The 25,881-nt window shown below is 62.6% G+C and carries 26 protein-coding genes and 1 other RNA gene; 4 read left to right on the plus strand and 23 right to left on the minus strand.

Annotated elements, in window-relative coordinates; genetic code table 11:
• Window positions 1–51 precede the first annotated feature (51 nt).
• The 16 genes from ftsA to rsmI form a co-directional block, all read right to left on the minus strand.
• Window positions 52–1,302 (minus strand): cell division protein FtsA, encoded by a 1,251-nt coding sequence (ftsA, locus tag AC3IYG_RS17895; RefSeq protein WP_489310692.1) that lies wholly within the window; start codon window positions 1,300–1,302, stop codon window positions 52–54.
• A 20-nt stretch (window positions 1,303–1,322) separates the two neighbouring features.
• Window positions 1,323–2,198, minus strand: a complete 876-nt coding sequence (locus tag AC3IYG_RS17900) for a cell division protein FtsQ/DivIB (RefSeq protein ID WP_489310694.1) — start codon at window positions 2,196–2,198, stop codon at window positions 1,323–1,325.
• Between the two features lie 4 nt (window positions 2,199–2,202).
• On the minus strand, window positions 2,203–3,150 hold the full coding sequence (locus AC3IYG_RS17905; protein WP_489310696.1) for a D-alanine--D-alanine ligase: 948 nt from the start codon (window positions 3,148–3,150) through the stop codon (window positions 2,203–2,205).
• On the minus strand, window positions 3,147–4,568 hold the full coding sequence (gene murC / locus AC3IYG_RS17910) for a UDP-N-acetylmuramate--L-alanine ligase (RefSeq protein ID WP_489313950.1): 1,422 nt from the start codon (window positions 4,566–4,568) through the stop codon (window positions 3,147–3,149). The genes AC3IYG_RS17905 and murC overlap by 4 nt, the downstream gene beginning before the upstream one ends.
• Before the next feature lie 28 nt (window positions 4,569–4,596).
• Window positions 4,597–5,667: an undecaprenyldiphospho-muramoylpentapeptide beta-N-acetylglucosaminyltransferase gene (gene murG, locus AC3IYG_RS17915; protein WP_489310698.1), complete on the minus strand. Its 1,071-nt coding sequence runs from the start codon at window positions 5,665–5,667 to the stop codon at window positions 4,597–4,599.
• Window positions 5,657–6,898, minus strand: a complete 1,242-nt coding sequence (gene ftsW, locus AC3IYG_RS17920) for a putative lipid II flippase FtsW (RefSeq protein ID WP_489313951.1) — start codon at window positions 6,896–6,898, stop codon at window positions 5,657–5,659. The genes murG and ftsW overlap by 11 nt, the downstream gene beginning before the upstream one ends.
• 11 nt (window positions 6,899–6,909) lie before the next feature.
• Complete coding sequence (gene murD / locus AC3IYG_RS17925) at window positions 6,910–8,259, minus strand: UDP-N-acetylmuramoyl-L-alanine--D-glutamate ligase (protein WP_489310700.1); 1,350 nt, start codon at window positions 8,257–8,259, stop codon at window positions 6,910–6,912.
• A gap of 13 nt (window positions 8,260–8,272) precedes the next feature.
• The gene (gene mraY / locus AC3IYG_RS17930; RefSeq protein WP_489310702.1) at window positions 8,273–9,355 is read right to left on the minus strand and encodes a phospho-N-acetylmuramoyl-pentapeptide-transferase; all 1,083 of its coding nucleotides are present in this window, start codon (window positions 9,353–9,355) and stop codon (window positions 8,273–8,275) included.
• The gene (locus tag AC3IYG_RS17935; protein ID WP_489310704.1) at window positions 9,356–10,741 is read right to left on the minus strand and encodes a UDP-N-acetylmuramoyl-tripeptide--D-alanyl-D-alanine ligase; all 1,386 of its coding nucleotides are present in this window, start codon (window positions 10,739–10,741) and stop codon (window positions 9,356–9,358) included.
• Window positions 10,734–12,197 carry a UDP-N-acetylmuramoyl-L-alanyl-D-glutamate--2,6-diaminopimelate ligase gene (locus AC3IYG_RS17940; protein WP_489310706.1) on the minus strand — a complete coding sequence of 488 codons (1,464 nt, stop codon included), beginning with the start codon at window positions 12,195–12,197 and terminating at the stop codon, window positions 10,734–10,736. The genes AC3IYG_RS17935 and AC3IYG_RS17940 overlap by 8 nt, the downstream gene beginning before the upstream one ends.
• Entirely contained in the window at window positions 12,197–13,936 is a 1,740-nt protein-coding gene (locus AC3IYG_RS17945) for a peptidoglycan D,D-transpeptidase FtsI family protein (RefSeq protein WP_489310708.1), read from the minus strand. Before AC3IYG_RS17945 ends, AC3IYG_RS17940 begins: the two co-directional genes overlap by 1 nt.
• Window positions 13,933–14,226, minus strand: a complete 294-nt coding sequence (gene ftsL / locus AC3IYG_RS17950; RefSeq protein ID WP_489310710.1) for a cell division protein FtsL — start codon at window positions 14,224–14,226, stop codon at window positions 13,933–13,935. The genes AC3IYG_RS17945 and ftsL overlap by 4 nt, the downstream gene beginning before the upstream one ends.
• Entirely contained in the window at window positions 14,223–15,167 is a 945-nt protein-coding gene (gene rsmH, locus AC3IYG_RS17955) for a 16S rRNA (cytosine(1402)-N(4))-methyltransferase RsmH (protein WP_489310712.1), read from the minus strand. Before rsmH ends, ftsL begins: the two co-directional genes overlap by 4 nt.
• Window positions 15,168–15,169: 2 nt before the next feature.
• Window positions 15,170–15,625: a division/cell wall cluster transcriptional repressor MraZ gene (gene mraZ, locus AC3IYG_RS17960; protein ID WP_489310714.1), complete on the minus strand. Its 456-nt coding sequence runs from the start codon at window positions 15,623–15,625 to the stop codon at window positions 15,170–15,172.
• Window positions 15,626–15,934: 309 nt separating this feature from the next.
• Window positions 15,935–16,293: RNase P RNA component class A (gene rnpB / locus AC3IYG_RS17965), an RNA gene on the minus strand.
• A 40-nt stretch (window positions 16,294–16,333) separates the two neighbouring features.
• A complete protein-coding gene (gene rsmI, locus AC3IYG_RS17970) occupies window positions 16,334–17,188 on the minus strand; it encodes a 16S rRNA (cytidine(1402)-2'-O)-methyltransferase (protein WP_489313952.1) in 855 nt (284 codons plus the stop codon).
• Between the two features lie 142 nt (window positions 17,189–17,330).
• Here rsmI and AC3IYG_RS17975 point away from each other — a divergent pair, with 142 nt between their 5' ends.
• The 4 genes from AC3IYG_RS17975 (at window position 17,331) to AC3IYG_RS17990 (ending at window position 20,850) form a co-directional block, all read left to right on the plus strand.
• Window positions 17,331–19,142: a penicillin-binding protein activator gene (locus AC3IYG_RS17975; protein ID WP_489310716.1), complete on the plus strand. Its 1,812-nt coding sequence runs from the start codon at window positions 17,331–17,333 to the stop codon at window positions 19,140–19,142.
• Window positions 19,139–19,513 carry a YraN family protein gene (locus tag AC3IYG_RS17980; RefSeq protein WP_489310718.1) on the plus strand — a complete coding sequence of 125 codons (375 nt, stop codon included), beginning with the start codon at window positions 19,139–19,141 and terminating at the stop codon, window positions 19,511–19,513. Before AC3IYG_RS17975 ends, AC3IYG_RS17980 begins: the two co-directional genes overlap by 4 nt.
• Window positions 19,514–19,729: 216 nt before the next feature.
• Complete coding sequence (locus AC3IYG_RS17985) at window positions 19,730–20,323, plus strand: phosphoheptose isomerase (RefSeq protein WP_489310720.1); 594 nt, start codon at window positions 19,730–19,732, stop codon at window positions 20,321–20,323.
• A complete protein-coding gene (locus tag AC3IYG_RS17990; protein WP_489310722.1) occupies window positions 20,320–20,850 on the plus strand; it encodes a BON domain-containing protein in 531 nt (176 codons plus the stop codon). Before AC3IYG_RS17985 ends, AC3IYG_RS17990 begins: the two co-directional genes overlap by 4 nt.
• Before the next feature lie 55 nt (window positions 20,851–20,905).
• Here AC3IYG_RS17990 and AC3IYG_RS17995 read toward each other — a convergent pair whose 3' ends face one another.
• From AC3IYG_RS17995 to rplM, 7 genes are all read right to left on the minus strand, one after another.
• The gene (locus AC3IYG_RS17995) at window positions 20,906–21,319 is read right to left on the minus strand and encodes a ClpXP protease specificity-enhancing factor (protein WP_489310724.1); all 414 of its coding nucleotides are present in this window, start codon (window positions 21,317–21,319) and stop codon (window positions 20,906–20,908) included.
• Window positions 21,320–21,336: 17 nt separating this feature from the next.
• Window positions 21,337–21,954, minus strand: a complete 618-nt coding sequence (locus AC3IYG_RS18000; RefSeq protein WP_489310725.1) for a glutathione S-transferase N-terminal domain-containing protein — start codon at window positions 21,952–21,954, stop codon at window positions 21,337–21,339.
• Between the two features lie 92 nt (window positions 21,955–22,046).
• On the minus strand, window positions 22,047–22,829 hold the full coding sequence (locus AC3IYG_RS18005; protein WP_489310727.1) for a cytochrome c1: 783 nt from the start codon (window positions 22,827–22,829) through the stop codon (window positions 22,047–22,049).
• The gene (locus tag AC3IYG_RS18010) at window positions 22,829–24,040 is read right to left on the minus strand and encodes a cytochrome b (protein WP_489310729.1); all 1,212 of its coding nucleotides are present in this window, start codon (window positions 24,038–24,040) and stop codon (window positions 22,829–22,831) included. The genes AC3IYG_RS18005 and AC3IYG_RS18010 overlap by 1 nt, the downstream gene beginning before the upstream one ends.
• Window positions 24,040–24,633, minus strand: a complete 594-nt coding sequence (gene petA, locus AC3IYG_RS18015) for a ubiquinol-cytochrome c reductase iron-sulfur subunit (RefSeq protein ID WP_489310731.1) — start codon at window positions 24,631–24,633, stop codon at window positions 24,040–24,042. Before petA ends, AC3IYG_RS18010 begins: the two co-directional genes overlap by 1 nt.
• A gap of 269 nt (window positions 24,634–24,902) precedes the next feature.
• The gene (gene rpsI, locus AC3IYG_RS18020; RefSeq protein WP_489310733.1) at window positions 24,903–25,295 is read right to left on the minus strand and encodes a 30S ribosomal protein S9; all 393 of its coding nucleotides are present in this window, start codon (window positions 25,293–25,295) and stop codon (window positions 24,903–24,905) included.
• A 14-nt stretch (window positions 25,296–25,309) separates the two neighbouring features.
• Window positions 25,310–25,738 carry a 50S ribosomal protein L13 gene (gene rplM, locus AC3IYG_RS18025; RefSeq protein WP_119952216.1) on the minus strand — a complete coding sequence of 143 codons (429 nt, stop codon included), beginning with the start codon at window positions 25,736–25,738 and terminating at the stop codon, window positions 25,310–25,312.
• Window positions 25,739–25,881: the final 143 nt, after the last annotated feature.

The raw sequence follows: 25,881 nt of genomic DNA on the forward strand, positions 1-25,881 counted from the left end.
CCCTCTCCTTTGCTTTCTAGTTGTAACGCCTACAGCACACGCGGTTTAACATCAAAAATTGCCCTGGACCCAACGCTTCAGTCGCTCCAGTACAGGTGTCTTGGGTTCATCGCTATAGCTACTGCTAATGCCAGACATGGAGACGCCGTCGTTCTGCTTTTGCAGCCCGTACAGCAGCAGGCCCACGCCTGTTGAATAAATGGGGTTACGTACGACATCGGCCAGTCCCTTGACGCTGTGCGGCACACCTAAACGCACCGGCATGTGAAAAATCTCTTCGGCCAGCTCAACGGCGCCTTCCATCTTCGCGGTACCGCCGGTAAGGACGATCCCGGCCGGGATCAAGTCCTCGTAGCCACTGCGCCGCAATTCGGCCTGTACCAAGGTGAAGAGCTCGTCGTAACGCGGCTCCACGACCTCGGCAAGCGACTGCCGGGACAGGTCCCGCGGCGGGCGATCGCCAACGCTGGGAACCTTGATGGTCTCGCCGGCACCTGCCAGCTTGGCCAGGGCGCACGCATAACGAATCTTGATCTCTTCGGCATATTGGGTCGGCGTGCGCAGGGCCATGGCGATGTCGTTGGTGACCTGGTCGCCCGCGATCGGGATCACTGCGGTGTGGCGGATGGCGCCTTCGGTGAAGATCGCGATATCGGTGGTGCCGCCGCCGATGTCCACCAGGCAGACACCCAGCTCCTTCTCGTCATCGGTCAACACCGCGTAGGCGGAAGCCAGTTGTTCGAGAATGATGTCGTCGATTTCCAGGCCACAGCGGCGCACGCACTTCTCGATGTTCTGCGCCGCATTCACCGCGCAGGTCACCACATGCACCTTGGCCTCCAGGCGTACACCGGACATGCCCAGCGGCTCGCGCACGCCTTCCTGGTTATCGATCACGTAATCCTGCGCCAGCGTGTGCAGCACGCGCTGATCCGCCGGGATCGCCACGGCTTGTGCGGCATCCAGCACGCGCTCGAGGTCGGCCTGGCTGACTTCACGGTCGCGGATAGCGACGATGCCGTGGGAGTTGAGGCTGCGAATGTGGCTGCCGGCCACACCGACGAATGCCGAGTGGATCCGGCACCCGGCCATCATCTGCGCTTCTTCGATCGCGCGCTGGATCGACTGCACCGTGGACTCGATATTCACCACCACGCCCTTCTTCAGGCCGCGCGAGGGGTGGGTACCGATGCCAACGATTTCCAGCTGGCCGTCAGCCGTAACCTCGCCCACCAGCGCCACCACCTTGGAGGTGCCGATATCGAGGCCGACGATCATCTTGCCGCTCTGCACGTTTGCCATGTTGCTTGCCTTCTCCTGATTCACTTCAGAGCGACGGTTTTATCCGCCGCCGGCGCTACCGGCTCACGCCACGCAACGGCCAGGCCGTTGGAGTAACGCAGGTCGATGCGCGAAATATTTGCGATCTGTTCTTTCAAATTCTTTTCGTAGATGGCGACGAAACGACGCATTTTCTCCACCAGATGATCGCGTCCCAGCAGCAGTTCAATGCTCTGCCCGGTGCTGTTCACGCCGGTGCTGAGGAACCAGCTGCCGCGCTCGCGCAACTCCAGCCGGGCGACGGAGAAACCCAGTGGCCGCAGCATTTGGCTGAGCATCTGGTACTGCTGCATCACCTGCTCCTGGGCGCGCTGCGGGCCCACCAACTGCGGCAGGTTTTCGTAATTGGCCAGCTCGCGCGGGGTAAACGCCTGGCCCTGATTGTTGAGCAAGGCTTCATCGCCCCAACGGGCTACCGGCAGCTGCTCTTCCAGGCGGATCGACACGCTGTCCGGCCACACACGGCGTACTTCGGCATGGGCGATCCAGGGCATCTGCTCCAGCTCCGAGCGCATGCCGGCCAGGTCGACGGTGAAGAAGCTCGCCGCCACATAGGGCGCGATACGTTGCTGCACGGCTTGCTGGCTGATGTAGCTGAGCTCGCCCTTGACGCTGATCTTGGTGATCGGCCGGTCGGCATAGGGCAACAGGCGCTGCGCCAACTCGTAGGTGCCAAAGCCCAGCACCAACAGCAGCAACGGCCAGAGCACACGCTTGATCAAGGCAAAGTTCGGCTTCGGCATGCGTACCGACAAGGGTTCCTTGGCCACCATCCGGCTGGCACCCCGCTGTGCCGGCTTGCGCGGTGGAACGCGGCCGGTGGCGGGTTGCTGATGACGGAGCGTGGCGCCGTGCATGGTCTTAACCTCGCGCCTCAACGCTGTCGGCCAGAATCGCCAGCACCAACTGCTGGAAATCCAGACCGGCGGCGCGAGCGGCCATCGGAACCAGGCTGTGATCGGTCATGCCCGGTACGGTATTCACTTCCAGCAGCCAGAACTTGCCGGCGGCGTCCTGCATCACGTCGGCGCGGGCCCAGCCCTGGATACCCACGGCCTCGCAGGCGCGGGCGGTGAGGTCTTTCAACTCCTGTTCTTTCGCGGCATCCAGCCCGCAGGGAATACGGTACTGGGTATCAGAGGCCAGGTACTTGGCGTCGTAGTCATAGAAACTGTGCGGCGTGCCCAGGCCAATCGGCGGCAGCACTTCGCCACGCAGCACGGCGATGGTGTATTCCGGGCCGTGAATCCACTGCTCGACCAGCACCTGGGAGTCGAACGTGCAGGCGGCCTGCCAGGCGACGATCAATTCGTCGACGCTGTTCACCTTGGCCATACCGATACTGGAACCTTCATGGGCCGGTTTGACGATCAAGGGGAAGCCCAGTTCCGCAACCGCCGACCGGCAGTCATCGGCGCTGGCCAGCACCGCGTGCCGCGGCGTCGACAGCCCGAGGCTCTGCCAGACCTGTTTGGTCCGCAGTTTGTCCATGGCCAGTGCCGAGGCCAACACGCCGCTGCCGGTGTAAGGAATGCCGAGGCACTCCAGCAGGCCCTGCATGCTGCCATCTTCGCCGCCACGACCGTGCAGCACGATAAAGGCGCGATCAATCTTTTCGCTGACCAGGCGCTGCAGGAAATCATCGCCAACGTCGATCCCGAAGGCGTCCACGCCGGCGCCCTGCAGCGCTTCCAGTACGGCATTGCCGGACTTCAGCGAGACCGGACGCTCGGCGCTCTTGCCACCGAACAGCACGGCGACGCGGCCAAAGGCCTCAGGGGCCAGGTTGGATTTCAATTCGCGACTCATTTGGACTTCCTCGCGGCGGCCGACTCGCCACCCGCAAACAACGGACTTTTCAACAGTTGCGGGGCCAGACCGCCGATATCGCCGGCGCCCTGGCACAGCAGGATGTCGCCGGCACGCAGCAGCGGCTTGACCAGCGGCGCCAACTCGGTGCCGCGCTCGATATAGATCGGGTCGAGCTGGCCACGCTGGCGGATGCTGTGACACAGGTGTCGGCTGTCCGCACCGGGGATCGGTTCTTCGCCGGCCGGGTAGACCTCCATCAGCAGCAGCACATTGGCATCGGCCAGGACCTGGACGAAATCCTCATACAGGTCGCGGGTGCGACTGAACCGGTGCGGCTGGTAGACCATCACCAGACGGCGCTCCGGCCAACCACCACGCACAGCCTTGATCACCGCGGCGACTTCGCGCGGGTGGTGACCGTAGTCGTCGACCAACATCACGCTGCCACCTTCCACCGGCAGATCGCCGTATACCTGGAAGCGCCGACCGACCCCCTGGAAGCCCGACAAGCCCTGGAAGATGGCCTCGTCGGTGATGCCTTCGTCGGTGGCGATGGCAATGGTGGCCAAGGCGTTCAGAACGTTGTGGTTGCCCGGCATGTTGACCGAGACCGCCAGCGGCTCGCGCCCGGCACGCAGCACGGTGAAGTAGGTCAGCATGCCGTCCTGGCGAATATTGATGGCGCGCACGTCAGCGTCTTCGCTGAGGCCGTAGGTCATGGTCGGACGGGCAATCAGCGGCAGGATCTCGCGTACCACCGGATCGTCCACGCAGACCACGGCCAAGCCGTAGAACGGCAGGTTGTGAAGGAACTCGACGAAGGTTTTCTTCAGCTTGTTGAAGTCCCCTTCGTAGGTGCTCATGTGGTCCATGTCGATATTGGTGACCACGGCGACCATCGGCTGCAGGTGCAGGAAGCTGGCGTCGCTCTCGTCGGCCTCGGCCACCAGGTAACGGCTGGTGCCGAGCTGGGCGTTGGTACCGGCGGCGTTCAGGCGCCCACCGATCACGAAGGTCGGGTCCAGGCCGCCGGCGGCGAACACCGAGGCGATCAGGCTGGTGGTGGTGGTCTTGCCGTGGGTGCCGGCAACGGCGATGCCGTGGCGGTAGCGCATCAGCTCGGCCAGCATTTCCGCCCGCGGCACCACCGGGATACGGCGCTCAAGGGCAGTGGCCACTTCCGGGTTGGCCGTATTGATCGCACTGGACACCACCAGCACATCGGCGCTCTCGACGTTCTCGGCGCGGTGGCCGATGAAGATCTGTGCGCCGAAACTCTCCAGGCGCTCGGTCACCGCCGAGCCCTTGAGGTCGGAGCCGGAAACCTGGTAACCGAGGTTCAGCAACACCTCGGCGATGCCGCACATGCCGGCGCCGCCGATGCCGACGAAGTGAATGCGACGGATGCGGCGCATTTCCGGTTGCGGGAAGGCTTTCTGGCTCTCAACCACGGGCCACCTCCAGGCAGATCTCGACCACGGTGCGGGTCGCGTCAGGTTTGGACAGGCGGCGGGCAGTGCTCGCCATATAGATCAGTCGTTCGGGATGCATCAAAACCTCGGTCAGGCGCTCGGCCAATTCGGCGGCGCCGGTCGTCGCTTGCGGCAGCAGGAAGGCAGCGCCCTCCCGCGCCAGATAGTCGGCATTGCGGGTCTGGTGATCGTCGATGGCGTGCGGCAATGGCACCAGCATCGATGGCAGCCCGGCAGCGGCCAGTTCGCTGATGGTCAACGCGCCTGCGCGGCACACCACCAGGTCGGCCCAGGCATAGGCGCCGGCCATGTCCTGGATGAAGGGGGCGACGTGCGCCTGCACGCCAGCGGCGCGATAGCGATCGGCCGTCACCTCGTCGTGTTGCTTGCCAGCCTGGTGAACCACTTCCGGACGCAACTCGGCCGGCACTTCACCCAGGGCTTCCGGCAGCAGCTTGTTCAACGGCTCGGCCCCCAGGCTGCCGCCGAGGATCAGCAGGCGCAGCTTGCGGTTATGCAGAGCCGGACGCGGCGTTTCCAGGAACAGCTCTTCGCGCACCGGATTCCCGGTGGTGCGACGCTTGCTCGAAGCGCTGAAGGTATTCGGAAAGGCCTCGCAGACGCGGGTCGCGAAGCGCACCAGGCTACGGTTGGCCGTACCGGCCACCGCGTTCTGTTCGTGGATGATCAACGGCACGCCGGCCAGTTTCGCCGCCAACCCGCCCGGGCCGGTGACATAACCACCCATCCCGAGCACGCACACCGGGCGCAACTTACGCACGATGCTACGTGCCTGGAACAAGGCCCGAACCAGGCTGAACGGCGCTTTCAGCAACGCCAGAACGCCCTTGCCGCGCAGCCCGCTGACGTTGATCAGGTGCAGTTGCAGGCCGGCCTGCGGCACCAATTCGTTCTCGATGCCCCGCGGCGTACCCAGCCAATGCACGCTGTAGCCGCGCGCCTGGAACTCACGCGCGCAGGCCAGCGCCGGGAATACGTGCCCACCGGTACCACCGGCCATGATCAGAATATTAGCGGCCATGGACGACCTCCTCGGGCAGGCTCTTTTTCTTGGGGAGGTCTTCGGCGAAGTCGCTCTCGACGAAATCGACATCCTCGCTGCCCAGCACCGTGCGCCGCTCCCACTCGATGCGCAGCAACAAGCCGAGGCAGGCGCAGCAGATCACCAGCGAACTGCCGCCGTAGCTGAGGAAGGGCAGGGTCAGGCCCTTGGTCGGCAACAGGCCGACGTTCACGCCGATATTGATCAGAAACTGGCCGATCCAGAGGAAGGCCAGGCCGTAGGCGACATAGGCGGCGAAGAACTGCTTGGCCTTCTCCGCCCACAAGCCGATATACAGGGCTCGCACACTGACGAAGACGAACAGGCCAACGGTGGCCAACGCGCCGACCAGGCCCAGCTCTTCGGCCAGCACCGCGAACACGAAGTCGGTATGGGCTTCCGGCAGGTAGAACTGCTTCTGGATGCTGTTGCCCAGGCCGACGCCCAGCCATTCGCCGCGCCCGAAGGCGATCAGCGCCTGGGTCAACTGGTAGCCGGAACCGAACTGATCGGCCCAGGGATCGGTGAAGGTGATCAGACGCTGCAGGCGGTATTCCTGGGTCTGCACCAGCACGAACACCGCGCCGACCGCCAGGGCGACCATCAGCGAGAAGCGGAACAGCCCCACGCCCCCGAGGAACAGCATCGCCGCGGCGGCGCCCATCATCACCACCGTGGCGCCGAAGTCCGGTTCCAGCAGCAGCAGGCCGGCCATCGGCAACAGCACGACGAAAGGCTTGAAGAAACCCATCCAGCTCTCGCGCACTTCTTCCTGGCGACGCACCAGGTAGCCGGCGAGATAGAGCACCACGAAAACCTTGGCGATTTCCGAAGGCTGCACGTTGAAGGCACCGAAGCCGATCCAGCGCATCGAACCGTTCACTTCCCGACCGATGCCCGGCACCAGCACCAGCACCAGCAGACCGAAGGCCGCGACCAGCAACAGCCAGCCCATGCGCTGCCAGGTCGCGAGCGGAATGATCATCATCAGGCCCGCAGCACCGACGCCGATCACGGCGTAAATCAGGTGACGGATCATGTGGTACAGCGGATTGCCCGATTGCACCGATGCCACTTCCGAGGAGGCCGAGGTGATCATCACCAGGCCCAGGCCGAGCAACGCCAGGCAGCCCGCCAGCAGCGGGAAATCCAGGTCGATGCCGCGCCGACTGAACAGTGGCGACGGGTAAGGACGGAGGATGCCAAGCAGCGCAGTCAGCATCAGGAGAGCGCCTCCACCGCTTGGGCAAACAAGCGCCCGCGCTCTTCGAAATTCTTGAACATATCCAGGCTCGCGCAGGCTGGCGACAACAGCACGGCATCGCCGTCCCGGGCCAACTCGGCGGCCAACTGCACGGCTTCGTCGAGGCGTTGCACGCGACGCAGCGGCACGCCGGCCCCTTCAAGCGCTGTTGCGAGCCGCTCGGCATCGCGGCCGAGGAGCACGACCGCGCGGCAATACTGGCCGACCGGCGCACGCAAGGCCGAGAAGTCGGCACCCTTGCCATCGCCACCGGCCACCAACACCAGCTTGCCGGCGATATCCGCGCCCAGGCCTTCGATGGCCGCCAGAGCGGCGCCGACATTGGTGGCCTTGGAGTCGTCGTAGTAGCTGACCCCGGCGTGCTCGCGCAGCCATTGGCAACGATGCGCCAGGCCGGTGAAGGCGCGCAACGCCTGCAGCATCGGCGCGAACGGCAGGCCGGCCGCATGACCGAGCGCCAGAGCGGCCAAGGCATTGGCCTGGTTATGCGCACCCCGGACTTTCAGTTCACGCACCGACATCAGTGGCTCGAACTGGAAGGCCAGAAATTTCTCACCGTCTTCGTCAATCAAGCCAAAACCCTTGAAGTCCGGCTTGTTCAAACCGAAGGTCCAGCACGGCACCTGCTCGCCGATAAGCGGACGCGACAGGCCATCCTGGCGATTCACCAGCACCTGACGCGCGCCGCGGAAGATCCGGTGCTTGGCCTGGTGATAGGCCGGCAGGCCGCTGTAGCGGTCCATGTGGTCTTCGCTGATATTCAGTACGGTGGCCACTTCGGCATTCAGCTGATCAGTGGTTTCCAACTGGAAGCTGGACAGCTCGAGCACATACAGCTCGATGTCATCCTGCAGCAGATCCAATGCCGGCGTGCCAAGGTTGCCGCCGACGGCGACCCGCTTGCCGGCAGCCACTGCCATCTCACCCACCAGAGTGGTGACAGTGCTTTTCGCGTTGGAACCGGTAATGGCAATGATCGGTGCCTTGGCGTGGCGCGCGAACAATTCGATATCGCCCAGCAGCTTCACGCCACGCGCCGCCGCTTGTTGCAGCGCCGGCGTGGCCAGGGCCAGACCGGGGCTGACGTAGAGCTCGTCGGCCCGGCACAGGAACTCCACGTCCAGCTCGCCACAACGCACTTCCACCTGCGGGTACTGGGCACGGATAGTGGCCAGCTCCGGCGGGTTCTCGCGCGTGTCGGCCACGGCAAAGCGGATGCCCTGGCGCGCCAGGAAGCGCACCAGCGACATGCCGCTCTTGCCGAGGCCGACAACAATGCGGAAGTGGTCAGAAACGATCAGGCTCATGGGCTCCTCGTCCTTAACGCAGTTTCAGGGTGGCGAGACCGATCAACACCAGAATCACGGTGATGATCCAGAAGCGCACGATCACGCGCGGCTCCGGCCAGCCTTTGAGTTCGAAATGGTGATGAATCGGCGCCATGCGGAACACGCGCTTGCCGGTCAGCTTGAACGAAGCGACCTGGATCACCACCGACAGGGTTTCCATCACGAACACGCCGCCCATGATGAACAGCACGATCTCCTGGCGGACGATCACGGCAATGGTGCCCAGCGCCGCGCCCAGCGCCAGCGCGCCGACATCGCCCATGAAGACCTGCGCCGGGTAGGTGTTGAACCAGAGGAAACCCAGACCTGCACCGACCAGCGCGGCGCAGAACACGATCAGCTCACCGGAACCCGGCACATAGGGAATCAACAGGTATTCGGCGAACTTCACGTTACCCGACAGGTAGCAGAAGATGCCCAGCGCGCCGCCGACCATCACGGTGGGCATGATGGCCAGGCCATCGAGGCCGTCGGTGAGGTTGACCGCGTTGCTCGAACCGACGATGACGAAATAGGTCAGCACCACGAAGCCAATACCCAGCGGGATGCTGACATCTTTCAGCATCGGCAGGATCAGAGTGGTTTCCACCGCGCTCGGCGCAGTCATATAAAGAAAGATCGCCGCGCCCAGGCCGAACACCGACTGCCAGAAGTACTTCCAGCGGCTTGGCAGGCCTTTCGAGTTTTTCTCGATGACTTTACGGTAGTCGTCGACCCAACCGATGCCACCGAACAACAGCGTGACGATCAGTACGGTCCAGACATAGCGATTGGACAGATCGGCCCAGAGCAAGGTGCTGATGGCGATGGCCGAGAGAATCAGCGCGCCCCCCATGGTCGGCGTACCGGATTTCGACAGGTGCGATTGCGGGCCATCGTTGCGCACCGACTGGCCGATCTGGCGGATCTGCAGGGTGCGAATCATCCACGGACCCAGCCACAGCGACAGCGACAGCGCGGTCAGCACACCCAGAATCCCGCGCAGGGTCAGGTATTGAAAGACCGCGAAGCCCTTGTAGAACTGTTGCAGATACTCCGCCAGCAGCAGCAGCATTTAGTGACTCCCCTCGCTGGTACCGCACAAAGCCGCGACAACCTTTTCCATCGCCGCGCTGCGCGAACCCTTAATTAGAATGGTGGTGTTGCCATGTTCGGCGCCCAGGGCCACGATCAGGCTGGCCTGGTCGGCAAAGTGCCGAGCGCCGGCGCCGAACGCTGCGACCGCATGGGCCATCAGCGGGCCCACGGCATACAGGGCGTCGACCTTGCCGGCGGCATAGGTGCCGACGTCGCGATGGCCCTGCTCGGCCCAATCGCCCAGCTCACCGATATCCCCGAGCACCAGAACGGTGCGACCGGAAAAGCCGGCGAGTATATCAACGGCCGCGCACATGGAGGTCGGGTTGGCGTTGTAGCTGTCATCGATGACGCGCATGCCGTTCGTCGCCAACTGAGCTACGGCGCGGCCTTTGACCGGTTGCACGGTTTCCAGCCCAGTGACGATACCGACCAGCGGCACGCCCAGGGCAAAAGCGGCGGCGGCGGCGGCCAGCGCATTGGCGACGTTATGCTCGCCGAGCAGATTGAGTTGAACCCGCGCGCTACCAGCCGGGCTGTGCAGCTCGAATGCCTGGCAACCGCGGGCGTCGCAGCTCAGGTCGCTGGCCTGGAAATCCGCCGCGGCGTTGGCCAGGGCGAAGCTCAACACCTTGCGCGCGCGGCCTGTGCCGGCATGGACTCGCGCCTGCCAGGTGGCAAAGGCCTTATCGTCCAGGTTGAGTACCGCGACGCCGTTGGCAGGCAGCCCTTCGAGGATCTCGCCCTTGGCCTCGACGATCTTCTCCGTCCCACCGAATTCGCCAACATGGGCGGTACCGGCATTGGTAATGATGACGACCTGCGGCTGAGCCAGGTTGACCGTGTAGGCGATCTCTCCGATGCGCGACGCCCCCAGTTCGATCACCGCGCCAACGTGCTCCGGCGCCAGCTCCAGCAAGGTCAGCGGCACGCCCAGGTCGTTATTCAGATTGCCACGGGTCGCCAGTACCGGGCCGGCGCTGCCAGCGCGCAGGATGCTGGCGAGCATTTCCTTGACCGTGGTCTTGCCGCTGGAGCCGGTGATGGCGGCCAGCGGCGCGTGGTAAGCGCTGCGATTCAAGGCGGCGAGCTGCCCCAACGCTTGGCGGCTGTCACGCACCACCAGTTGCGGCAGCGCCACGCCGGCGACTTCGCGCTCGACCAGCGCCGCCACCGCGCCCTTGCCTGCGACTTCAGCCAGATAGGCGTGGCCGTCGAAACGCGGGCCGGTCAGGGCAATGAACAGCTGACCCGGCTGAATCGCGCGACTGTCGGTGCTCACGGCATCGAACAGGGCGTCCGCACCGACCAGGCGGCCGTTCAGCGGCGCGGCGATTTCGCTCAAACGCAAGGCTTTAAGCATGCTTCACCACCCAGGCCGCCAGCGCTTTGCCGGCCTCGTCCAGATCGGAAAACGGCTGCCGTTCGCCATTGATTTCCTGATAGTCCTCATGCCCTTTACCGGCCAGCACGATGACGTCCGCTGCCTCGGCACTGGCGATCAATTGCGCGATGGCCTGGCCACGACCGGAAACGAAGCGAACCTGCTGCGGGGCTTTGAAGCCCGCACGGATATCGGCAAAGATCTGCTCCGGCGCTTCGCTGCGCGGATTGTCATCGGTGACCAGTACGCCATCGGCCAGGCGCTCGACCACTTCGGCCATCAGCGGACGCTTGCCGCGATCACGGTCGCCGCCACAGCCGAACAGACAGAGCAGACGGCCCTGGGCATGCGGACGCAAAGCGCCAAGAACCTTTTCCAGTGCATCCGGGGTATGGGCGTAATCGACCACCACCAACGGCTGCTTGTCGCCACCCAGACGCTGCATGCGCCCAGCAGGGCCTTGCAGTGCGGGTAGGGCCTTGAGGATTTCGTCCAGCGGATAATCCATGCCGAGCAAGGCGCCGACCACCGCCAGCAGATTGCTCAGGTTGAAGCGCCCGAGCAGCGAACTGCACAGGCTGCCCTCGCCCTTGGGCGTGACCAGTTTGGCGCGTACGCCGTGATCGTCGAAATGCGCTTCGCTGCAATACAGATAGGCGCTGGCGTCTTCCAGGCTGTAAGTGATCAGGCGCGAGTCCTGCGCCTCGGTAGCCAGTTGGCGACCGAAGGCATCGTCCAGATTCAGCACCCGGCAACGCAGGCCCGGCCAGCCGAACAGCTTGGCCTTGGCTGCGCCGTAGGCTTCCATCGAACCGTGGTAATCCAGGTGATCGCGCGACAGGTTGGTGAACACCGCCACATCGAAGGCCAGGGCCGCGACCCGGCCTTGCTCCAGGCCATGGGATGAGACCTCCATCGCCACCGCGCGCGCGCCAGCCTGTTTCAAGTTGGCCAGTACCGCTTGCACGCCAATCGGGTCCGGCGTGGTATGGCGACCCTGTTCAAGGGCATTGTGAAAGCCGGTACCGAGGGTGCCGACAATTCCGCAACGCTCACCGAAGTGATCCAGCGCCTGGGCCAGCAACTGGCTGACACTGGTCTTGCCATTGGTGCCGGTCACGCCAACCAGATGCAGCGCACGGCTCGGTTCGCCGTAGAAGCGTCCGGCGATGGCCGACAGCTGCCCCGCCAGGTTCTTCAATGGAATTAGCTGGGCGCTGGTGGCGGTCATCGCCGCCGCGCCTTCGGCCTCATAGGCCACGGCGGCGGCACCACGGGCGATGGCATCGCTGATATGTACCCGGCCATCCTGCTGACCGCCCGGCACCGCCAGGAACAGATCACCCGGACGCACCTTGCGGCTGTCCAGGGTCAGTTCGCGGATCAGCACCGAGCTTTCGGCCTCGGGCAATAACTGATTCAGCGGCATCGGCATCAGCGCGGCACTCCCTGGCCAACAGCAGCGGCAATAGTCGGAGGCTCAACCGCCGGCGGCGGCAGGTTGTCCGGGGCAATATTCATCAAGCGCAACGCACCGGCCATGACCTTGCCGAACACCGGCGCCGAGATCAGGCCGCCGTAATAGGCGCCGGTACTGGGTTCGTCGATCACCACGATCATGGCGATGCGCGGATTGCTCATCGGCGCGAAGCCGGCGAACAGCGAGCGGTAGGCATTCTGGGTGTAGCCCTTGCTACCCACGGTGTTCTTGCGCGCGGTGCCGCTCTTGCCGCCGACGTGGTAAGCCGGCACCTTGGCGCGGAACACTCCGCCAGGGGCCTCGACCACCTGTTGCAGCATGCCTTGAATGGTCTTGGCGGTACTTTCGGGAATCACCTGGACACCCTCTGCCACTTTATTGTCCGCACGCATCAGGGTCATCGGCACGCTGCGGCCATTGTTACCCAATACGGAATAGGCATGGGCCAGTTGGATGGCGGTCACCGAAAGGCCGTAGCCGTATGCCAGGGTGGCCGTCTCCGCCTTAGGCCAGATACGGTGATTGGGCAGGTTGCCGACCCGCTCGCCTGGGAAGCCCAGGCCGGTATCCTGGCCGAGGCCGACCTGCTGCATGACGCTGTAGATCGACTCGGCGCCGATATCGAAGGCGATTTTGCTGATGCCGACGTTGCTCGACTTGATCAGGATGCCGGTCAGGTCCAGCACGCCTTCGTTCTTCGACACGTCGCGGATGGTGTATTTGCCGATTTTCAGGGTGCCCGGGTAGACGTCGACCGTGTCACCCGGCTTCCAGCGGCCGCTTTCCAGCGCGGCGCTCATGGAGAACGGCTTGACCGTGGAGCCCGGCTCGAACACATCGATCATGGCCCGGTTGCGCATCATTGCCGGCTGCAGGTTGCGGCGATTGTTCGGGTTGTAGGTAGGCTGATTGACCATGGCCAGCACTTCGCCGGTCTTGACGTCGAGCATCACCAGGCTACCGGCCTTGGCGCCGAATTCGGTCAGGGCGTTGCGCAGTTCGCGGTGCGCCAGGTATTGCAGGCGCAGGTCGATCGACAACGCCAAGGCTTTGCCAGCCTTGGCGTTCTGGGTGACCTGGACATCCTTGATCAGGCGTCCGCGGCGGTCTTTCAAGACCTGGCGCTTGCCCGGCACACCGGCCAGCCACTCGTCGAACGCCAACTCCATGCCCTCGCGGCCACGGTCGTCGATATCGGTGAAACCCACCACATGGGCGGTGACTTCACCGGCCGGATAGAAACGACGGAACTCCTCGATGGCGTAGACGCCCGGCACCTTGAGGTCGAGCACCACCTGCCCCTGCTCAGGCGTCAAGCCGCGCACCAGGTACATGAACTCGCGCGCGCCATTCTGTTCCAGGCGCGCAGCGAAGGCTTTCGGCTCCTGGCCAAGCGCCGCCGCCAGGGCCGGCCAACGCTCGCGGGCGGTTTGCAACTCTTTGCCATTGGCCCACAGGGTGGTGACCGGGCTGCTGACCGCCAGCGGCTCGCCGTTGCGATCGGTGATCAAGCCACGGTGCGCAGGAATCGGCATATGCCGCACGCTGCGCGCATCGCCCTGGCCTTGCAGAAAGTCGTGATCGAGTACCTGCAGATCGATGATCCGCCAGGCAATGGCGCCGACCATCAGCGCGAGCAAAGCCAGCACCAGCCGGAAGCGCCAGGGGTAGAGCGCGCCTTCGAGCTTCATCATGGCGTCACCATCCGCACTTCGGCTGGCTCGGGAATGCGCATTTTCAGCTGCTCGCTAGCCAGGCTTTCGATACGACTATGGGCAGTCCAGGTACTTTGCTCGAGGATCAGGCGGCCCCACTCGGCCTGCGCCTTATCGCGCACGCTGAGTTCGGCATAAAGCCCATTGAGCAGCTGACGATTCCAGTGCGCGCTGTAGGACACGGCAATCGCCGAAACCAGTACGCCGACGAACAGCACCAGCATCAGCAGGCTGCCGCCGGGCAAAGGCTTGGCGAAGGCGCGACTCACCGCAGCTTCTCCGCCACGCGCATGACCGCACTGCGGGCGCGAGGGTTGGCCTGCAATTCGGCCTCGGAAGCGAACTGCGGCTTGCCGTGGACCTTGATCTTCGGCTCGAAGGCGGCAAAACGCACCGGCAGGTCACGCGGCAGATTATCCGCCTCACCCTTCACATGGCGGCGCATGAACAGTTTGACGATGCGATCTTCCAGGGAATGGAAGCTGATCACCACCAGCCGCCCACCCACCTCCAGCGCCTCCAGCGCGGCATCCAGCCCGCGTTCGAGGTCGCCCAACTCGTTGTTCACATGGATGCGCAGACCCTGAAACGCACGGGTCGCCGGGTTCTTGCCCTTCTCCCAGGCCGGATTGGCAACCTTGAGCACTTCGGCCAGGTCGGCCGTACGCTCGAAACGCTGAGTTTCCCGGCGCTCCACGACCGCGCGAGCCATGCGCTTGGCGAAGCGCTCTTCACCATATTCCTTGAAGACCCGGGCGATCTCCTCCACGGACGCGCTGGCGATGAAGTCTGCCGCGCTGATCCCGCGGGTCGGGTCCATGCGCATATCCAGCGGGCCATCATTGAGGAAGCTGAAGCCGCGCTCGGCATCATCCAGCTGCGGCGAGGAGACACCCAGGTCCAGCAGCACGCCCGCCACCTGGCCGGCCATGCCACGCGCCGCGACTTCCTCGCTCAACTCGGCAAAACTGCGCTGCACAACGACAAAGCGGCCGTCTTCGGCCGCCAGCGCTTCCCCAGTTGCGATCGCCTGTGGATCTTTATCGAAACCGAGCAGACGCCCATCCGGGCCGAGCTTCTCGAGGATCAAGCGACTATGCCCGCCACGCCCGAAGGTGCCGTCCAGGTAGCAGCCATCCGCGCGCACGGCCAGAGCCTCAACGGCTTCATCGAGCAATACGGTGATGTGGCGAAAGTCGCTACTGGTCATAGTCACAGGATCAAATCACGCAGTTCGTCCGGCAGGCCGCCGGACTGTTTAATCGCCGCCAGGTCTGCGTCAGCAACCGCATTCCAGGCACCCTCGTCCCACAATTGGAATTTATTCAGCTGGCCGACCAGCATCGCGTGCTTGTCCAGCTTGGCGTACTCGCGCAGGCGCGGTGGCACCAGGAAGCGGCCACTGCCGTCCAACTCCAAGTCCACGGCATTACCGATCAGCAGACGCTGCAGGCGACGGGTTTCTTCACGCAGAGAAGGCAATTCGCGGAGCTTGGCTTCAATCAGCTCCCACTCGGGCAGCGGATAAACACACAGGCATGGATCGATGGCATCAATAGTGACGATGAGCTGGCCAGCCGAACGCGAAACGAGCTCGTCCCGATACCGACTTGGCATCGCGAGCCGCCCTTTGGCGTCGAGAGATATGGCGTTAGCTCCGCGAAACACTGTTGAGCTCTCCCACTTTGATTAGCTATCCATGCCCAAAAAACCCACTTCATGCCACTTCGTGCCACTTACGCACACTATAGGAATGCGGCCACCCCACCGTCAAGGCGCGCAAATAGGGAAAAACCCTTATAGGACGGTAATTTAGCGAACTTAGAGGGGGTATTGGCGAGGCATTACGGGGGCTTTTCGAGGACAAAACTTCGCCGACTCAAGCAGCTAGAGCTCAAACTTAAAGTGGTTTGTTAAGAGTAAGATTTTTTCGGTATTAGAAATGCGATGCGAGAGGCGAAGCGGATAGAAGAAAAGGTGGAGAGTCGATCTGTAAGCCGGGTTCTGTCGAGGACAGTCATTCCTCTACGACGTACATCACTGCACGCCTTTAGCAACCTACCCGGTTCCAGCGCGGGCCACGCCAATGGAACCCTATTTGGTCTTGCTCCGAGTGGGGTTTACCTAGCCACGGACTGTTGCCAGCCGTGCGGTGCGCTCTTACCGCACCTTTTCACCCTTACCGGCGCCGAAGCGCTTAGGCGGTTATTTTCTGTGGCACTTTCCGTAGGCTCACGCCCCCCAGGCATTACCTGGCACTCCGCCCTATGGAGCCCGGACTTTCCTCCCCTGCATTTCGCGGAACGAAACGCAGCAGCGACTGTCCGATCGACTCTCCGCCGCCTAGGGTAGCGGCAGGCAGGCCTGAGAACAAGCTTAAACGTCTTGCTGGCGCTCCAAAGCCGCCTGATAGAGCAGGTTCTTGCGCACCCCGGTGATCTCCGCCGCCAGCGCGGCCGCACGCTTGAGCGGCATTTCCTTGAGCAACAGATCGAGCACCCGCAAGGAGTCCGCACTCAAGGCATCATCGCCCTCCGGCGCCTGCCACCCCGCCACCAAGACCACGCACTCGCCGCGCTGCTGATTGCTGTCGGCCGCCACCCAGGCATGCAGTTCGGCCAGCGGCAGGCCTTTCAAGGTCTCAAAGGTCTTGGTCAGCTCGCGCGCCAAGACCGCCATGCGCCCGCCACCAAACACCGCTTCCAAGTCCGCCAGACATTCCACAATGCGATGCGGCGCCTCATAGAAAATCAGCGTGCGCGGTTCTTCTTTCACCAACTCGAGACGGGCGCGACGGCCCACCGCTTTGGCCGGCAGAAAACCTTCGAAGATAAACCGATCCGAAGGCAAGCCTGCCGCCGACAGCGCCGCAATCAGCGCGCAAGGGCCAGGCACTGGCACCACGGCAATACCGGCCGCCCGCACCTGGCGCACCAGGTGGTAGCCGGGGTCGGAAATCAGTGGCGTACCGGCATCGGAAATCAGCGCCACATCATCGCCCGCCTGCAGACGCGCCAGAAAGCGCCCGCCTTCGTCGCGCTCGTTATGTTCATGGCAGGCCGCCAGCGGCGTGGCGATGCCGAAATGCTGCAACAAGCGGATCGAGTGCCGGGTGTCCTCGGCGGCGATCAGCGCGACGCCACGCAACACTTTCAGCGCCCGCGCGCTGATGTCATCCAGATTGCCGATGGGCGTCGCCACCACATAAAGCGTGCCAGTAGCGGAATTCAGAGCGCCTGGAGCGGTCACAACGCACACCTCATCTATCACATAAAACGCGCATTGTAGCCCGATTCACGCCATCGACATCGCGCCCCCGGCGGGGCTTGGGTACAATTCGCCCCTCATTTGATCAAGTACCAGGATCGCTTACATGATCGCCTGCCTGCGCCCGTTCTCCGCCCTCTGTCTCGCCGGCCTGCTGGCTGCCTGTGCCAGCTCGCCCTCGTCCAGCCTGGGCGAACTGCCTCGCACGCCTCAAGCCAGTATCGAGCAGCTGCTGCAACAGGCCACTGAAAGCAAGCCCGAGCAGGCCGCCCTGCTGCGCTTATCCGCTGCCGACCTGGCCTACCAGCAAAAGGATCTGGGCCGTGCCGCCGGCATCCTCGAACAGGTACCCCTGGACAGCCTGAAACCGGCCCAACAGATTTTCGCCAGCACCCTGGCCGCCGAGCTCGCGCTCGCACGCAACAAGCCCAAGTCCGCCCTGCAAGCGCTCAACCACCCGAGCCTGGAACGCCTGAGCGAGCTGCCGGTGGAGCAACAGGCGCGCACCCAACTGGTTCGTGCCCGCGCCCTCGAAGCCGACGGCCAGACATTGGCGGCCGCGCGCGAACGGGTCTATATCGCGCCACTGCTAAGCGGCGAAACCGCCACCACCAACCATGAAGCGATCTGGGCACTGGTATCGTCCCTGCCGCTCGAGCAACTGCAGGACGGTGGCGATGCCGACCTGGCCGGCTGGCTGCAACTGGCACGAATCTCGAAGAGCGCGAGCACCCTGGAACAGCAACAGGCCGCCATCGACGCCTGGCGCCAGCAGCACCCACAACACCCGGCGGCCCTGCAACTGCCGGTAGCACTGAGCAAACTGAAAGAGCTGGCCAGCCAGCCGCTGACCAAGATCGCCCTGCTGTTGCCACAGGAAGGCCAACTGGCCTCGGTCGCCCGCGCCTTGCGCGACGGCTTCCTCGCCGCGCACTACCAGGCCCAGCAGGCCGGCCAGAACCCGCCCGCGATCGAGCTGTATGACAGCTCCACGCTGACCTCGCTGGACGACTTCTACCGCCAGGCGCAAGCCGCCGGCGTACAACTGATCGTCGGCCCACTGGAGAAGCCACTGGTCAAGCAACTCAGTGCACGCGAGCAACTGCCGATCACCACCCTCGCCCTCAATTACAGCGAAGCCGGCCAGGAAGGCCCTGCGCAACTGTTCCAGTTCGGCCTCTCTGCCGAAGACGAGGCCCGCGAAGTCGCCCGTCGCGCCTGGGCTGACGGCATGCGCCGCGCCGTGGCACTGGTGCCGCGCGGCGAATGGGGTGATCGCGTACTGGATGCCTTCCGCCAAAGCTGGCAAGCCGCCGGTGGCAGCCTGATCGCTGCAGAACATGTCGACCAGCCCGTCGAACTGGCCCAACAGATCGCCGACCTGTTCCAGCTGCGCCAGAGCGAAGCCCGCGCCAAGCGTCTGCAGAGTACTCTTGGCGTCGCGATCGCTGCGCAACCGGCACGCCGCCAGGACGTCGACTTCATCTTCCTCGCCGCCACCCCCCAGCAAGCACAGCAGATCAAACCGACGCTGGCCTTCCAATACGCCGGCGATGTACCGGTCTATGCCACCTCGCACCTGTTCAGCGGCGGCAATAATCCGACCCAGTACCTCGACCTGAACGGCATTCGCTTTTGCGAAACACCCTGGCTGCTGGACGCCAACGATCCGCTGCGCCAACAAGTCAGCGCGCAATGGCCACAGGCCGCCGGCAGCCTCGGCCGCCTGTATGCCATGGGCGTCGACGCCTATCGCCTGGCACCGCGCCTGAGCCAGCTCAAGGCATTGCCGGAAAGCCGCGTCGATGGCCTGTCCGGCAGCCTCAGCCTGACCCCGACACAACGCATCGAACGCCAGCTGCCCTGGGCCGAGTTCCGCGACGGCCAGGTTCAGCGCCTCCCCGACAGCATCAATTGACCGATAACAGCGGCACTCAGTCCAGTGGCCGGGCCGCCGAAGCGCTCGCCCGCCAGCACCTGGAACAGCAAGGACTGCGCCTACTGGCGCAGAACTGGCTGTGCAAGCGCGGCGAGCTCGATCTGGTCATGCTCGACGGCGATACAGTAGTATTCGTCGAAGTACGCTACCGGCGGCATGCCGCCTGGGGCGGCGCCCTGGGAAGCGTCGATGCGCGCAAGCGCGGCAAACTCGTTGCCGCCGCCGAACATTTTCTGCAACAGGAGCCGCGCTGGGCCAAACATCCCTGCCGTTTTGATGTCGTAGCCATCGACGCCGACAGCAATCCGACGGCTCGATTGAACTGGATCAAGAACGCCTTTGATACCTGAGCAAGCCCAGCAAGATTGCGCCTGACACGACCAGAGAACTGCCGGCCCGGCCTGCATCGACATTCACCGGAGCTGCGCAGGACAGCACCCGAACTCAACTTCGGCGAAAGCACAGACCCCGGTCTGCGATTGCCAAGCGATATACCCTTGTAGCAGGCGGCCGGCGCGATAAGCGCGAAGCCGCGTGACCAGCCGCCACACTGAAGGTAATACCTGATGGACATGCAATCCCGTATCCGCCAGCTTTTCCAGGCCAGTATCGACACCAAGCAGCAAGCCATGGAAGTGCTCATCCCTTTCATCGAGCAAGGCAGCCTGGCGATGGTTCAGGCCCTGCTCAACGAGGGCAAGATCCTTTCCTGCGGTAACGGCGGCTCGGCCGGCGATGCCCAGCACTTCTCCTCCGAGCTGCTCAATCGCTTCGAGCGCGAGCGCCCGAGCCTGCCGGCGATAGCCCTGACCACCGACAGCTCGACCATCACCTCGATCGCCAACGACTACAGCTACAACGAAGTGTTCTCCAAGCAAATCCGTGCCCTTGGCCAGCCGGGCGATGTGCTGCTGGCGATCTCCACCAGCGGCAACTCAGCCAACGTGATCCAGGCCATCCAGGCCGCCCACGACCGCGAGATGGTGGTGGTCGCACTCACCGGCCGCGACGGCGGCGGCATGGCTTCACTGCTGCTACCCGAGGACGTGGAAATCCGCGTACCGTCAAAAGTCACCGCACGCATTCAGGAAGTCCACCTGCTGGCCATCCACTGCCTGTGCGACCTGATCGATAGCCAACTGTTTGGGAGTGAAGAATGACCCGTTCACCACTGATCCTTGCCACCCTGGCGCTCAGCCTGGTTCTGGCTGGCTGCGGCAGCCGCTCGTTCGGCAATAAGATCGACGACCAGTTCATCCCATCGAAGGTCAGCGAGAACATCGCCAGGGCCAACCCACAACTGGCCCAGGGCTCGCACGTCGTCGTCACCAGCTACAATGGCGTGGTACTGCTGGCCGGCCAAACACCTCGCGCCGAACTCAAAAGCGCAGCCGAACAGGCTGCCCGCGCCACCCAGGGCGTACGGATAGTTCATAACGAGTTGCAGGTGATCCCGCCCTCTTCCGCCCTGGCCCGCAGCAACGATGCCCTGCTCACCACCAAGATCAAAACCCAGATGCTGGCCGACAACAGCATCACCAGCTCGCAGATCAAGGTGATCACCGAAAACGGCATCGTTTACATGCTGGGACTGGTTACCCGCCAGGAGGCCGCTCTCGCCAGCAATCTGGTGCAAGGCGTGTCCGGCGTGCAGAAAATCGTCAAGCTGTTCGAGTACACCAACTGAGCTGACGACTTTCCAGACACAAAAAAGGCGATCCTCGGATCGCCTTTTTTGTTGTTCATTTGACCACTTTCAAACTGGGTCGCCCACTTGGCCTGGGCGGTTCGCCGCCAGATGGGCCCTCATCATCCGGGCCAATCTCCGGCTCTTCATCCGCCACCGGCGGCTCCAGATCGAAGACCATGCCTTGACCGTTTTCGCGAGCATAGATCGCCAGCACGGCCGCAGCGGGGATATACAGGGTATGCGCCACACCACCGAAGCGCCCCTCGAAGCTCACCGCTTCGTTATCCATATGCAGATGGCGCACAGCACCCGGCGAGACGTTCAGCACGATCTGCCCGTCGCTGGCAAAGCCCTGCGGTACCTGCACGTCGGCGTACTCGGCATTGACCAGCAGGTGCGGCGTGCAATCGTTATCGACAATCCACTCGTAGAGTGCGCGAATCAGATAAGGACGACTGGAGTTCATCGAAAGCTCCTTAAGCTTTAGCGCATGTCCCGCTCGACGCCGGACAGGCTGACCTGGAAGGCCTCGCGGGCAAACTGGCGCTCCATGTAATCCAGTAGCGGCTTGGCCGGCTTGGGCAACTCGATCCCTAGTTTCGGCAAACGCCAGAGGATCGGCAACAGGCAGCAATCCACCAGACTCAGCTCATCGCTGAGAAAGTATGCCTTGTCGGCGAACAGCGGCGAAACACCCGTCAGGCTTTCACGCAGCTCCTTGCGCGCCTGAACGCGGGCCGGCTCTTTGCTGCGCGGATCGAGAATCAGGTCCACCAGCGCACACCAGTCACGCTGGATACGATGAATCAGCAGCCGGCTATTCGCCCGCGCCACCGGATAAACCGGCAACAAGGGTGGATGCGGATAGCGTTCGTCCAGATATTCCATCACCACAGTCGATTCATACAACGCCAGATCACGATCGACCAGGGTTGGTACGCTGCCGTAGGGATTCACCTCGATCAGCTTGGGCGGCGTACGACCCTGCTCGACATTGATGATCTCGGCGCTTACACCCTTCTCGGCGAGCACGATACGTACACGATGGGAATAGTGGTCGGCGGGGTCGGAGTAACAGGCCAACCGATTGGTCACGCCCATGGCGGTCCTCCTCGCTTGTTAAAGTTATCAGAAGCAGAAAGACGTACGCGCCCAAAGTGGGCGCGTACGTCGACAGCGGAGAATACAGCTAGTTAATGCACGTCCTTCCAGAATTCGCGCTTGAGCAGGTAGGCAAACACGAAGAAGAAGGCCAGATAGAGCAGCACGTAAGTACCGATGCGCTGGCTTTGCAGTTTCACCGGGTTGGCCGAATAGGCCAGGAAGGTCACCAGATTCTTGACCTTCTCGTCGAACTCGGCCTCGTTCAACTTGCCGGTTTTCGGCACGATGGTCAGCTGATCACAGGCTTCATGAGTCAGCGGCGTCCCGGTCAACGGGTCGTACTGCTTCTTGCCATGCTCGACCACTTGCACCTGCTTGCAACCCACGACCTGGCGACCTTGCAGGCCGACCAGCACGTTGGGCATGCCCACATTGGGGAACACTTTGTTGTTCACACCCCATGGACGCGTCGGGTCTTCATAGAAATTGCGCAGGTAAGTGTACAGCCAGTCGGTACCACGCACACGAGCCACCAGGGTCAGATCGGGTGGCGCAGCGCCGAACCAGCTCTTGGCGTCGGCCGGCTGCATGCCGATCTTCATCAGGTCGCCGATCTTGGCGCCGGTGAATACCAGATTGTTCAGCATCAACTCGTGCGGAACCCCCAGGTCATCGGCGACGCGCTCGTAACGCTGGAACTTGGCGCTGTGGCAACCCATGCAGTAGTTGGCGAAAGTCCGCGCACCATCCTGCAGGGCGGCTTTGTCGGCCAGGTCGATATCGACTTCATCCAGCGCGTGGCCACCGCCAGTGCTGGCGAAGGCAATAGCCGGCAATACAGCGAAAATCAGTGCAGCAAATAGCTTTTTCATCAGCCAGTCACCCTTTCCGGAACCGGTTTGGTCTTCTCAAGCTTGGTGTAGAACGGCATCAGGATGAAGTACGCGAAGTACAGGAACGTACACACCTGCGACAGCAGCGTCCGCCCCGGAGTCGGCGCCAGAACACCCAGCACACCGAGAATCACGAAGGAAACACAGAACACCAGCAACCAGATCTTGCTCAGCCAGCCCTTGTAGCGCATGGACTTGACCGGACTACGGTCGAGCCACGGCAACACGAACAGCACGGCAATCGCCGCACCCATGGCGATTACGCCAGCCAGCTTGTCCGGGATCGCCCGCAGAATCGCGTAGAACGGCGTGAAGTACCAGACCGGGGCGATGTGCTCAGGCGTCCTGAAGGCGTTAGCCACTTCGAAGTTGGGCTTCTCGAGGAAATAACCGCCCATTTCCGGGAAGAAGAACACGATCGAACAGAAGATGAACAGGAACACCACCACGCCGACGATATCTTTCACGGTGTAGTACGGGTGGAACGCGATACCGTCCAGCGGCACGCCGTTGGCATCCTTGTGCTTCTTGATATCCACGCCATCGGGGTTGTTCGAACCCACTTCGTGCAGCGCCAGGATGTGCAGTACCACCAGACCAAGCACCACGATCGGCAGTGCGATCACATGTAGCGCAAAGAAGCGGTTCAGCGTGATCCCCGAAATCAGGTAGTCGCCACGAATCCATTGGGTCAGATCGTCACCGATCACCGGAATGGCACCGAACAGCGAGATGATCACCTGGGCCCCCCAGTAGGACATCTGCCCCCAAGGCAGCAGGTAGCCCATGAAGGCCTCTGCCATCAATGCCAGGTAGATCAGCATGCCGAATACCCAGACCAGCTCACGCGGCTTCTGGTAGGAGCCATAGAGCAGGCCACGGAACATGTGCAGGTACACCACGATGAAAAATGCCGAAGCACCGGTCGAGTGCAGCAGACGCAAGATCCAGCCATATTCCACGTCACGCATGATGTATTCGACGGAGGCAAAGGCCTCTTCCGCCGAAGGGGTGTAGCTCATCGTCAACCAGATGCCGGTGACGATCTGGTTGACCAGCACCAGCAACGCCAGGGAACCAAAGAAGTAGAAGAAGTTGAAGTTCTTCGGTGCGTAGTACTTGCTGAGATGGTCTTCCCACATTTTTGTGGCGGGAAAGCGCGCATCAACCCATTCCATGAATTTGCTCATCAGGCTTTCTCCTGGTCCACACCGATGACAATGACATCGTCCGACTCATATGAGTGCGGCGGCACTGGCAGATTCAAGGGAGCGGGCTGCGACTTGTAGACGCGACCGGCGAGGTCGTAGCGAGAACCGTGGCACGGGCAGAAATAACCGCCCACCCATTCGGCACCAAGATCCACCGGCGCCACTTCCGGGCGGAAGGACGGCGAGCAGCCCAAGTGCGTGCAGATACCGACCAGCACCAGGATTTCCGGCTTGATCGAGCGCACTTCAGGATCCACGTAGGTGGGCTGAGTAGACGCCTTGGACGTCGGGTCAGCCAGGGTCCCTTCGATCTTGACCAGGTTACCGAGAATCTCCTCGGTACGGCGCACGATGAACACCGGCTGGCCGCGCCACTCAGCAATCATCTGCTGACCAGGCTCGACCTTGCTCACGTTCACCTTCACCGCCGCACCGGCGGCCTTGGCCTTGGCACTCGGGAACCATGACCCCACGAACGGGACCGCAGCACCCACCGCTCCAGCAGCACCCACCACAGAAGTGGCCGCTACCAGGAAGCGACGTCGGCCTGCATTCACGCCGTCATTGCTCATTCAGTCGTCTCCCATCAGCTTTGTGGCCTGTTATTCAGGCGTCTACTAAGTAAAAATCAAGCCGCGCAAAAAATTTGCCAAATGGTAAAGAAAAGCCCCATTCCTGACAAGGCAATTACTGGATACAAAATGGCTGAACCCCTTGTCGGACGCGGGATTTGCCGCTGCGGCAAGTTGTCGCAACCAGCATTTTCATCGATAAAAAGTGACGCCCATAAAAAACGCCCAGCTCCGTAAGGAAACTGGGCGCTTTTGAACGCAGGAGCGAATTAACGCTTCGAGTACTGCGGACGCTTACGCGCCTTACGCAGACCGACCTTCTTACGTTCAACTTCACGGGCATCGCGAGTCACGAAGCCAGCTTTACGCAGAGCAGGACGCAGAGATTCGTCGTAGTCCATCAGGGCACGAGTGATGCCGTGGCGGATTGCACCAGCCTGACCGCTAACACCACCACCGAGAACGGTGACGTAGATGTCGAACTTCTCGACAGTCTCAGTCAGCTCCAACGGCTGGCGAACTACCATGCGGGCAGTTTCGCGACCGAAGAAGTTTTCCAGGGTGCGGTTGTTAATCGAGATCTTGCCAGTACCTGCACGCAGGAAAACGCGAGCGGTTGCAGTCTTGCGACGGCCAGTGCCGTAATTTTGAGTCGCCGACATAATGAACTATTCCGTTAAAACTTCAGTTCTTGGGGCTGCTGAGCAGTGTGTGGGTGCACGGCACCCTTGTACACTTTCAACTTACGGTACATGTCGCGACCCAGCGGGTTCTTCGGCAGCATGCCTTTAACCGCGGTCTCGAGCACACGCTCAGGCGCCTTGGCGATCAGCTTTTCAAAGTTGATCGACTTGATGCCACCCGGGAAACCGGAGTGAGAGTAGTACATTTTGTCGGTGGTCTTAGCACCGGTTACACGCACCTGCTCAGCATTGATCACGACGATGTAGTCGCCAGTATCAACGTGCGGGGTGTATTCGGCTTTATGCTTGCCACGCAGACGGCTAGCGATTTCTGTGGCCAGACGACCCAGAGTCTGACCTGCAGCGTCGACGACGAACCAGTCGCGCTTAACAGTTTCCGGTTTAGCAGTAAAAGTTTTCATTCTTTAATAGCCTCAGGGGCCGCCCTGAAATGAGACGGCGGATCTTACTGAATAGTGCGTGCTTTGACAAGTCAAAGACAGCCAGAGACGGACGCTATCGGGGGCTCGGGTCATCACGTCCGTACGGCCAGTTCGGCAGGCTT

It is taken from the genome of Pseudomonas sp. KH_027 (assembly GCF_057838565.1).

Coding starts and splice junctions, on each gene's coding strand:
- rpsI (WP_489310733.1), bottom strand. CDS start 25,295: ATGTCGGCGACTCAAAATTACGGCACTGGCCGTCGCAAGACTGCAACC.
- AC3IYG_RS17945 (WP_489310708.1), bottom strand. CDS start 13,936: ATGATGAAGCTCGAAGGCGCGCTCTACCCCTGGCGCTTCCGGCTGGTG.
- AC3IYG_RS17900 (WP_489310694.1), bottom strand. CDS start 2,198: ATGCACGGCGCCACGCTCCGTCATCAGCAACCCGCCACCGGCCGCGTT.
- murC (WP_489313950.1), bottom strand. CDS start 4,568: ATGCGCCGCATCCGTCGCATTCACTTCGTCGGCATCGGCGGCGCCGGC.
- petA (WP_489310731.1), bottom strand. CDS start 24,633: ATGAGCAATGACGGCGTGAATGCAGGCCGACGTCGCTTCCTGGTAGCG.
- AC3IYG_RS17975 (WP_489310716.1), top strand. CDS start 17,331: ATGATCGCCTGCCTGCGCCCGTTCTCCGCCCTCTGTCTCGCCGGCCTG.
- AC3IYG_RS17990 (WP_489310722.1), top strand. CDS start 20,320: ATGACCCGTTCACCACTGATCCTTGCCACCCTGGCGCTCAGCCTGGTT.
- AC3IYG_RS17940 (WP_489310706.1), bottom strand. CDS start 12,197: ATGCCGATGCCGCTGAATCAGTTATTGCCCGAGGCCGAAAGCTCGGTG.
- AC3IYG_RS17935 (WP_489310704.1), bottom strand. CDS start 10,741: ATGCTTAAAGCCTTGCGTTTGAGCGAAATCGCCGCGCCGCTGAACGGC.
- ftsA (WP_489310692.1), bottom strand. CDS start 1,302: ATGGCAAACGTGCAGAGCGGCAAGATGATCGTCGGCCTCGATATCGGC.
- rsmH (WP_489310712.1), bottom strand. CDS start 15,167: ATGACCAGTAGCGACTTTCGCCACATCACCGTATTGCTCGATGAAGCC.
- AC3IYG_RS18005 (WP_489310727.1), bottom strand. CDS start 22,829: ATGAAAAAGCTATTTGCTGCACTGATTTTCGCTGTATTGCCGGCTATT.
- rplM (WP_119952216.1), bottom strand. CDS start 25,738: ATGAAAACTTTTACTGCTAAACCGGAAACTGTTAAGCGCGACTGGTTC.
- AC3IYG_RS18000 (WP_489310725.1), bottom strand. CDS start 21,954: ATGGGCGTGACCAATCGGTTGGCCTGTTACTCCGACCCCGCCGACCAC.
- murG (WP_489310698.1), bottom strand. CDS start 5,667: ATGGCCGCTAATATTCTGATCATGGCCGGTGGTACCGGTGGGCACGTA.
- murD (WP_489310700.1), bottom strand. CDS start 8,259: ATGAGCCTGATCGTTTCTGACCACTTCCGCATTGTTGTCGGCCTCGGC.
- AC3IYG_RS17985 (WP_489310720.1), top strand. CDS start 19,730: ATGGACATGCAATCCCGTATCCGCCAGCTTTTCCAGGCCAGTATCGAC.
- AC3IYG_RS17995 (WP_489310724.1), bottom strand. CDS start 21,319: ATGAACTCCAGTCGTCCTTATCTGATTCGCGCACTCTACGAGTGGATT.
- AC3IYG_RS17905 (WP_489310696.1), bottom strand. CDS start 3,150: ATGAGTCGCGAATTGAAATCCAACCTGGCCCCTGAGGCCTTTGGCCGC.
- mraY (WP_489310702.1), bottom strand. CDS start 9,355: ATGCTGCTGCTGCTGGCGGAGTATCTGCAACAGTTCTACAAGGGCTTC.
- AC3IYG_RS18010 (WP_489310729.1), bottom strand. CDS start 24,040: ATGAGCAAATTCATGGAATGGGTTGATGCGCGCTTTCCCGCCACAAAA.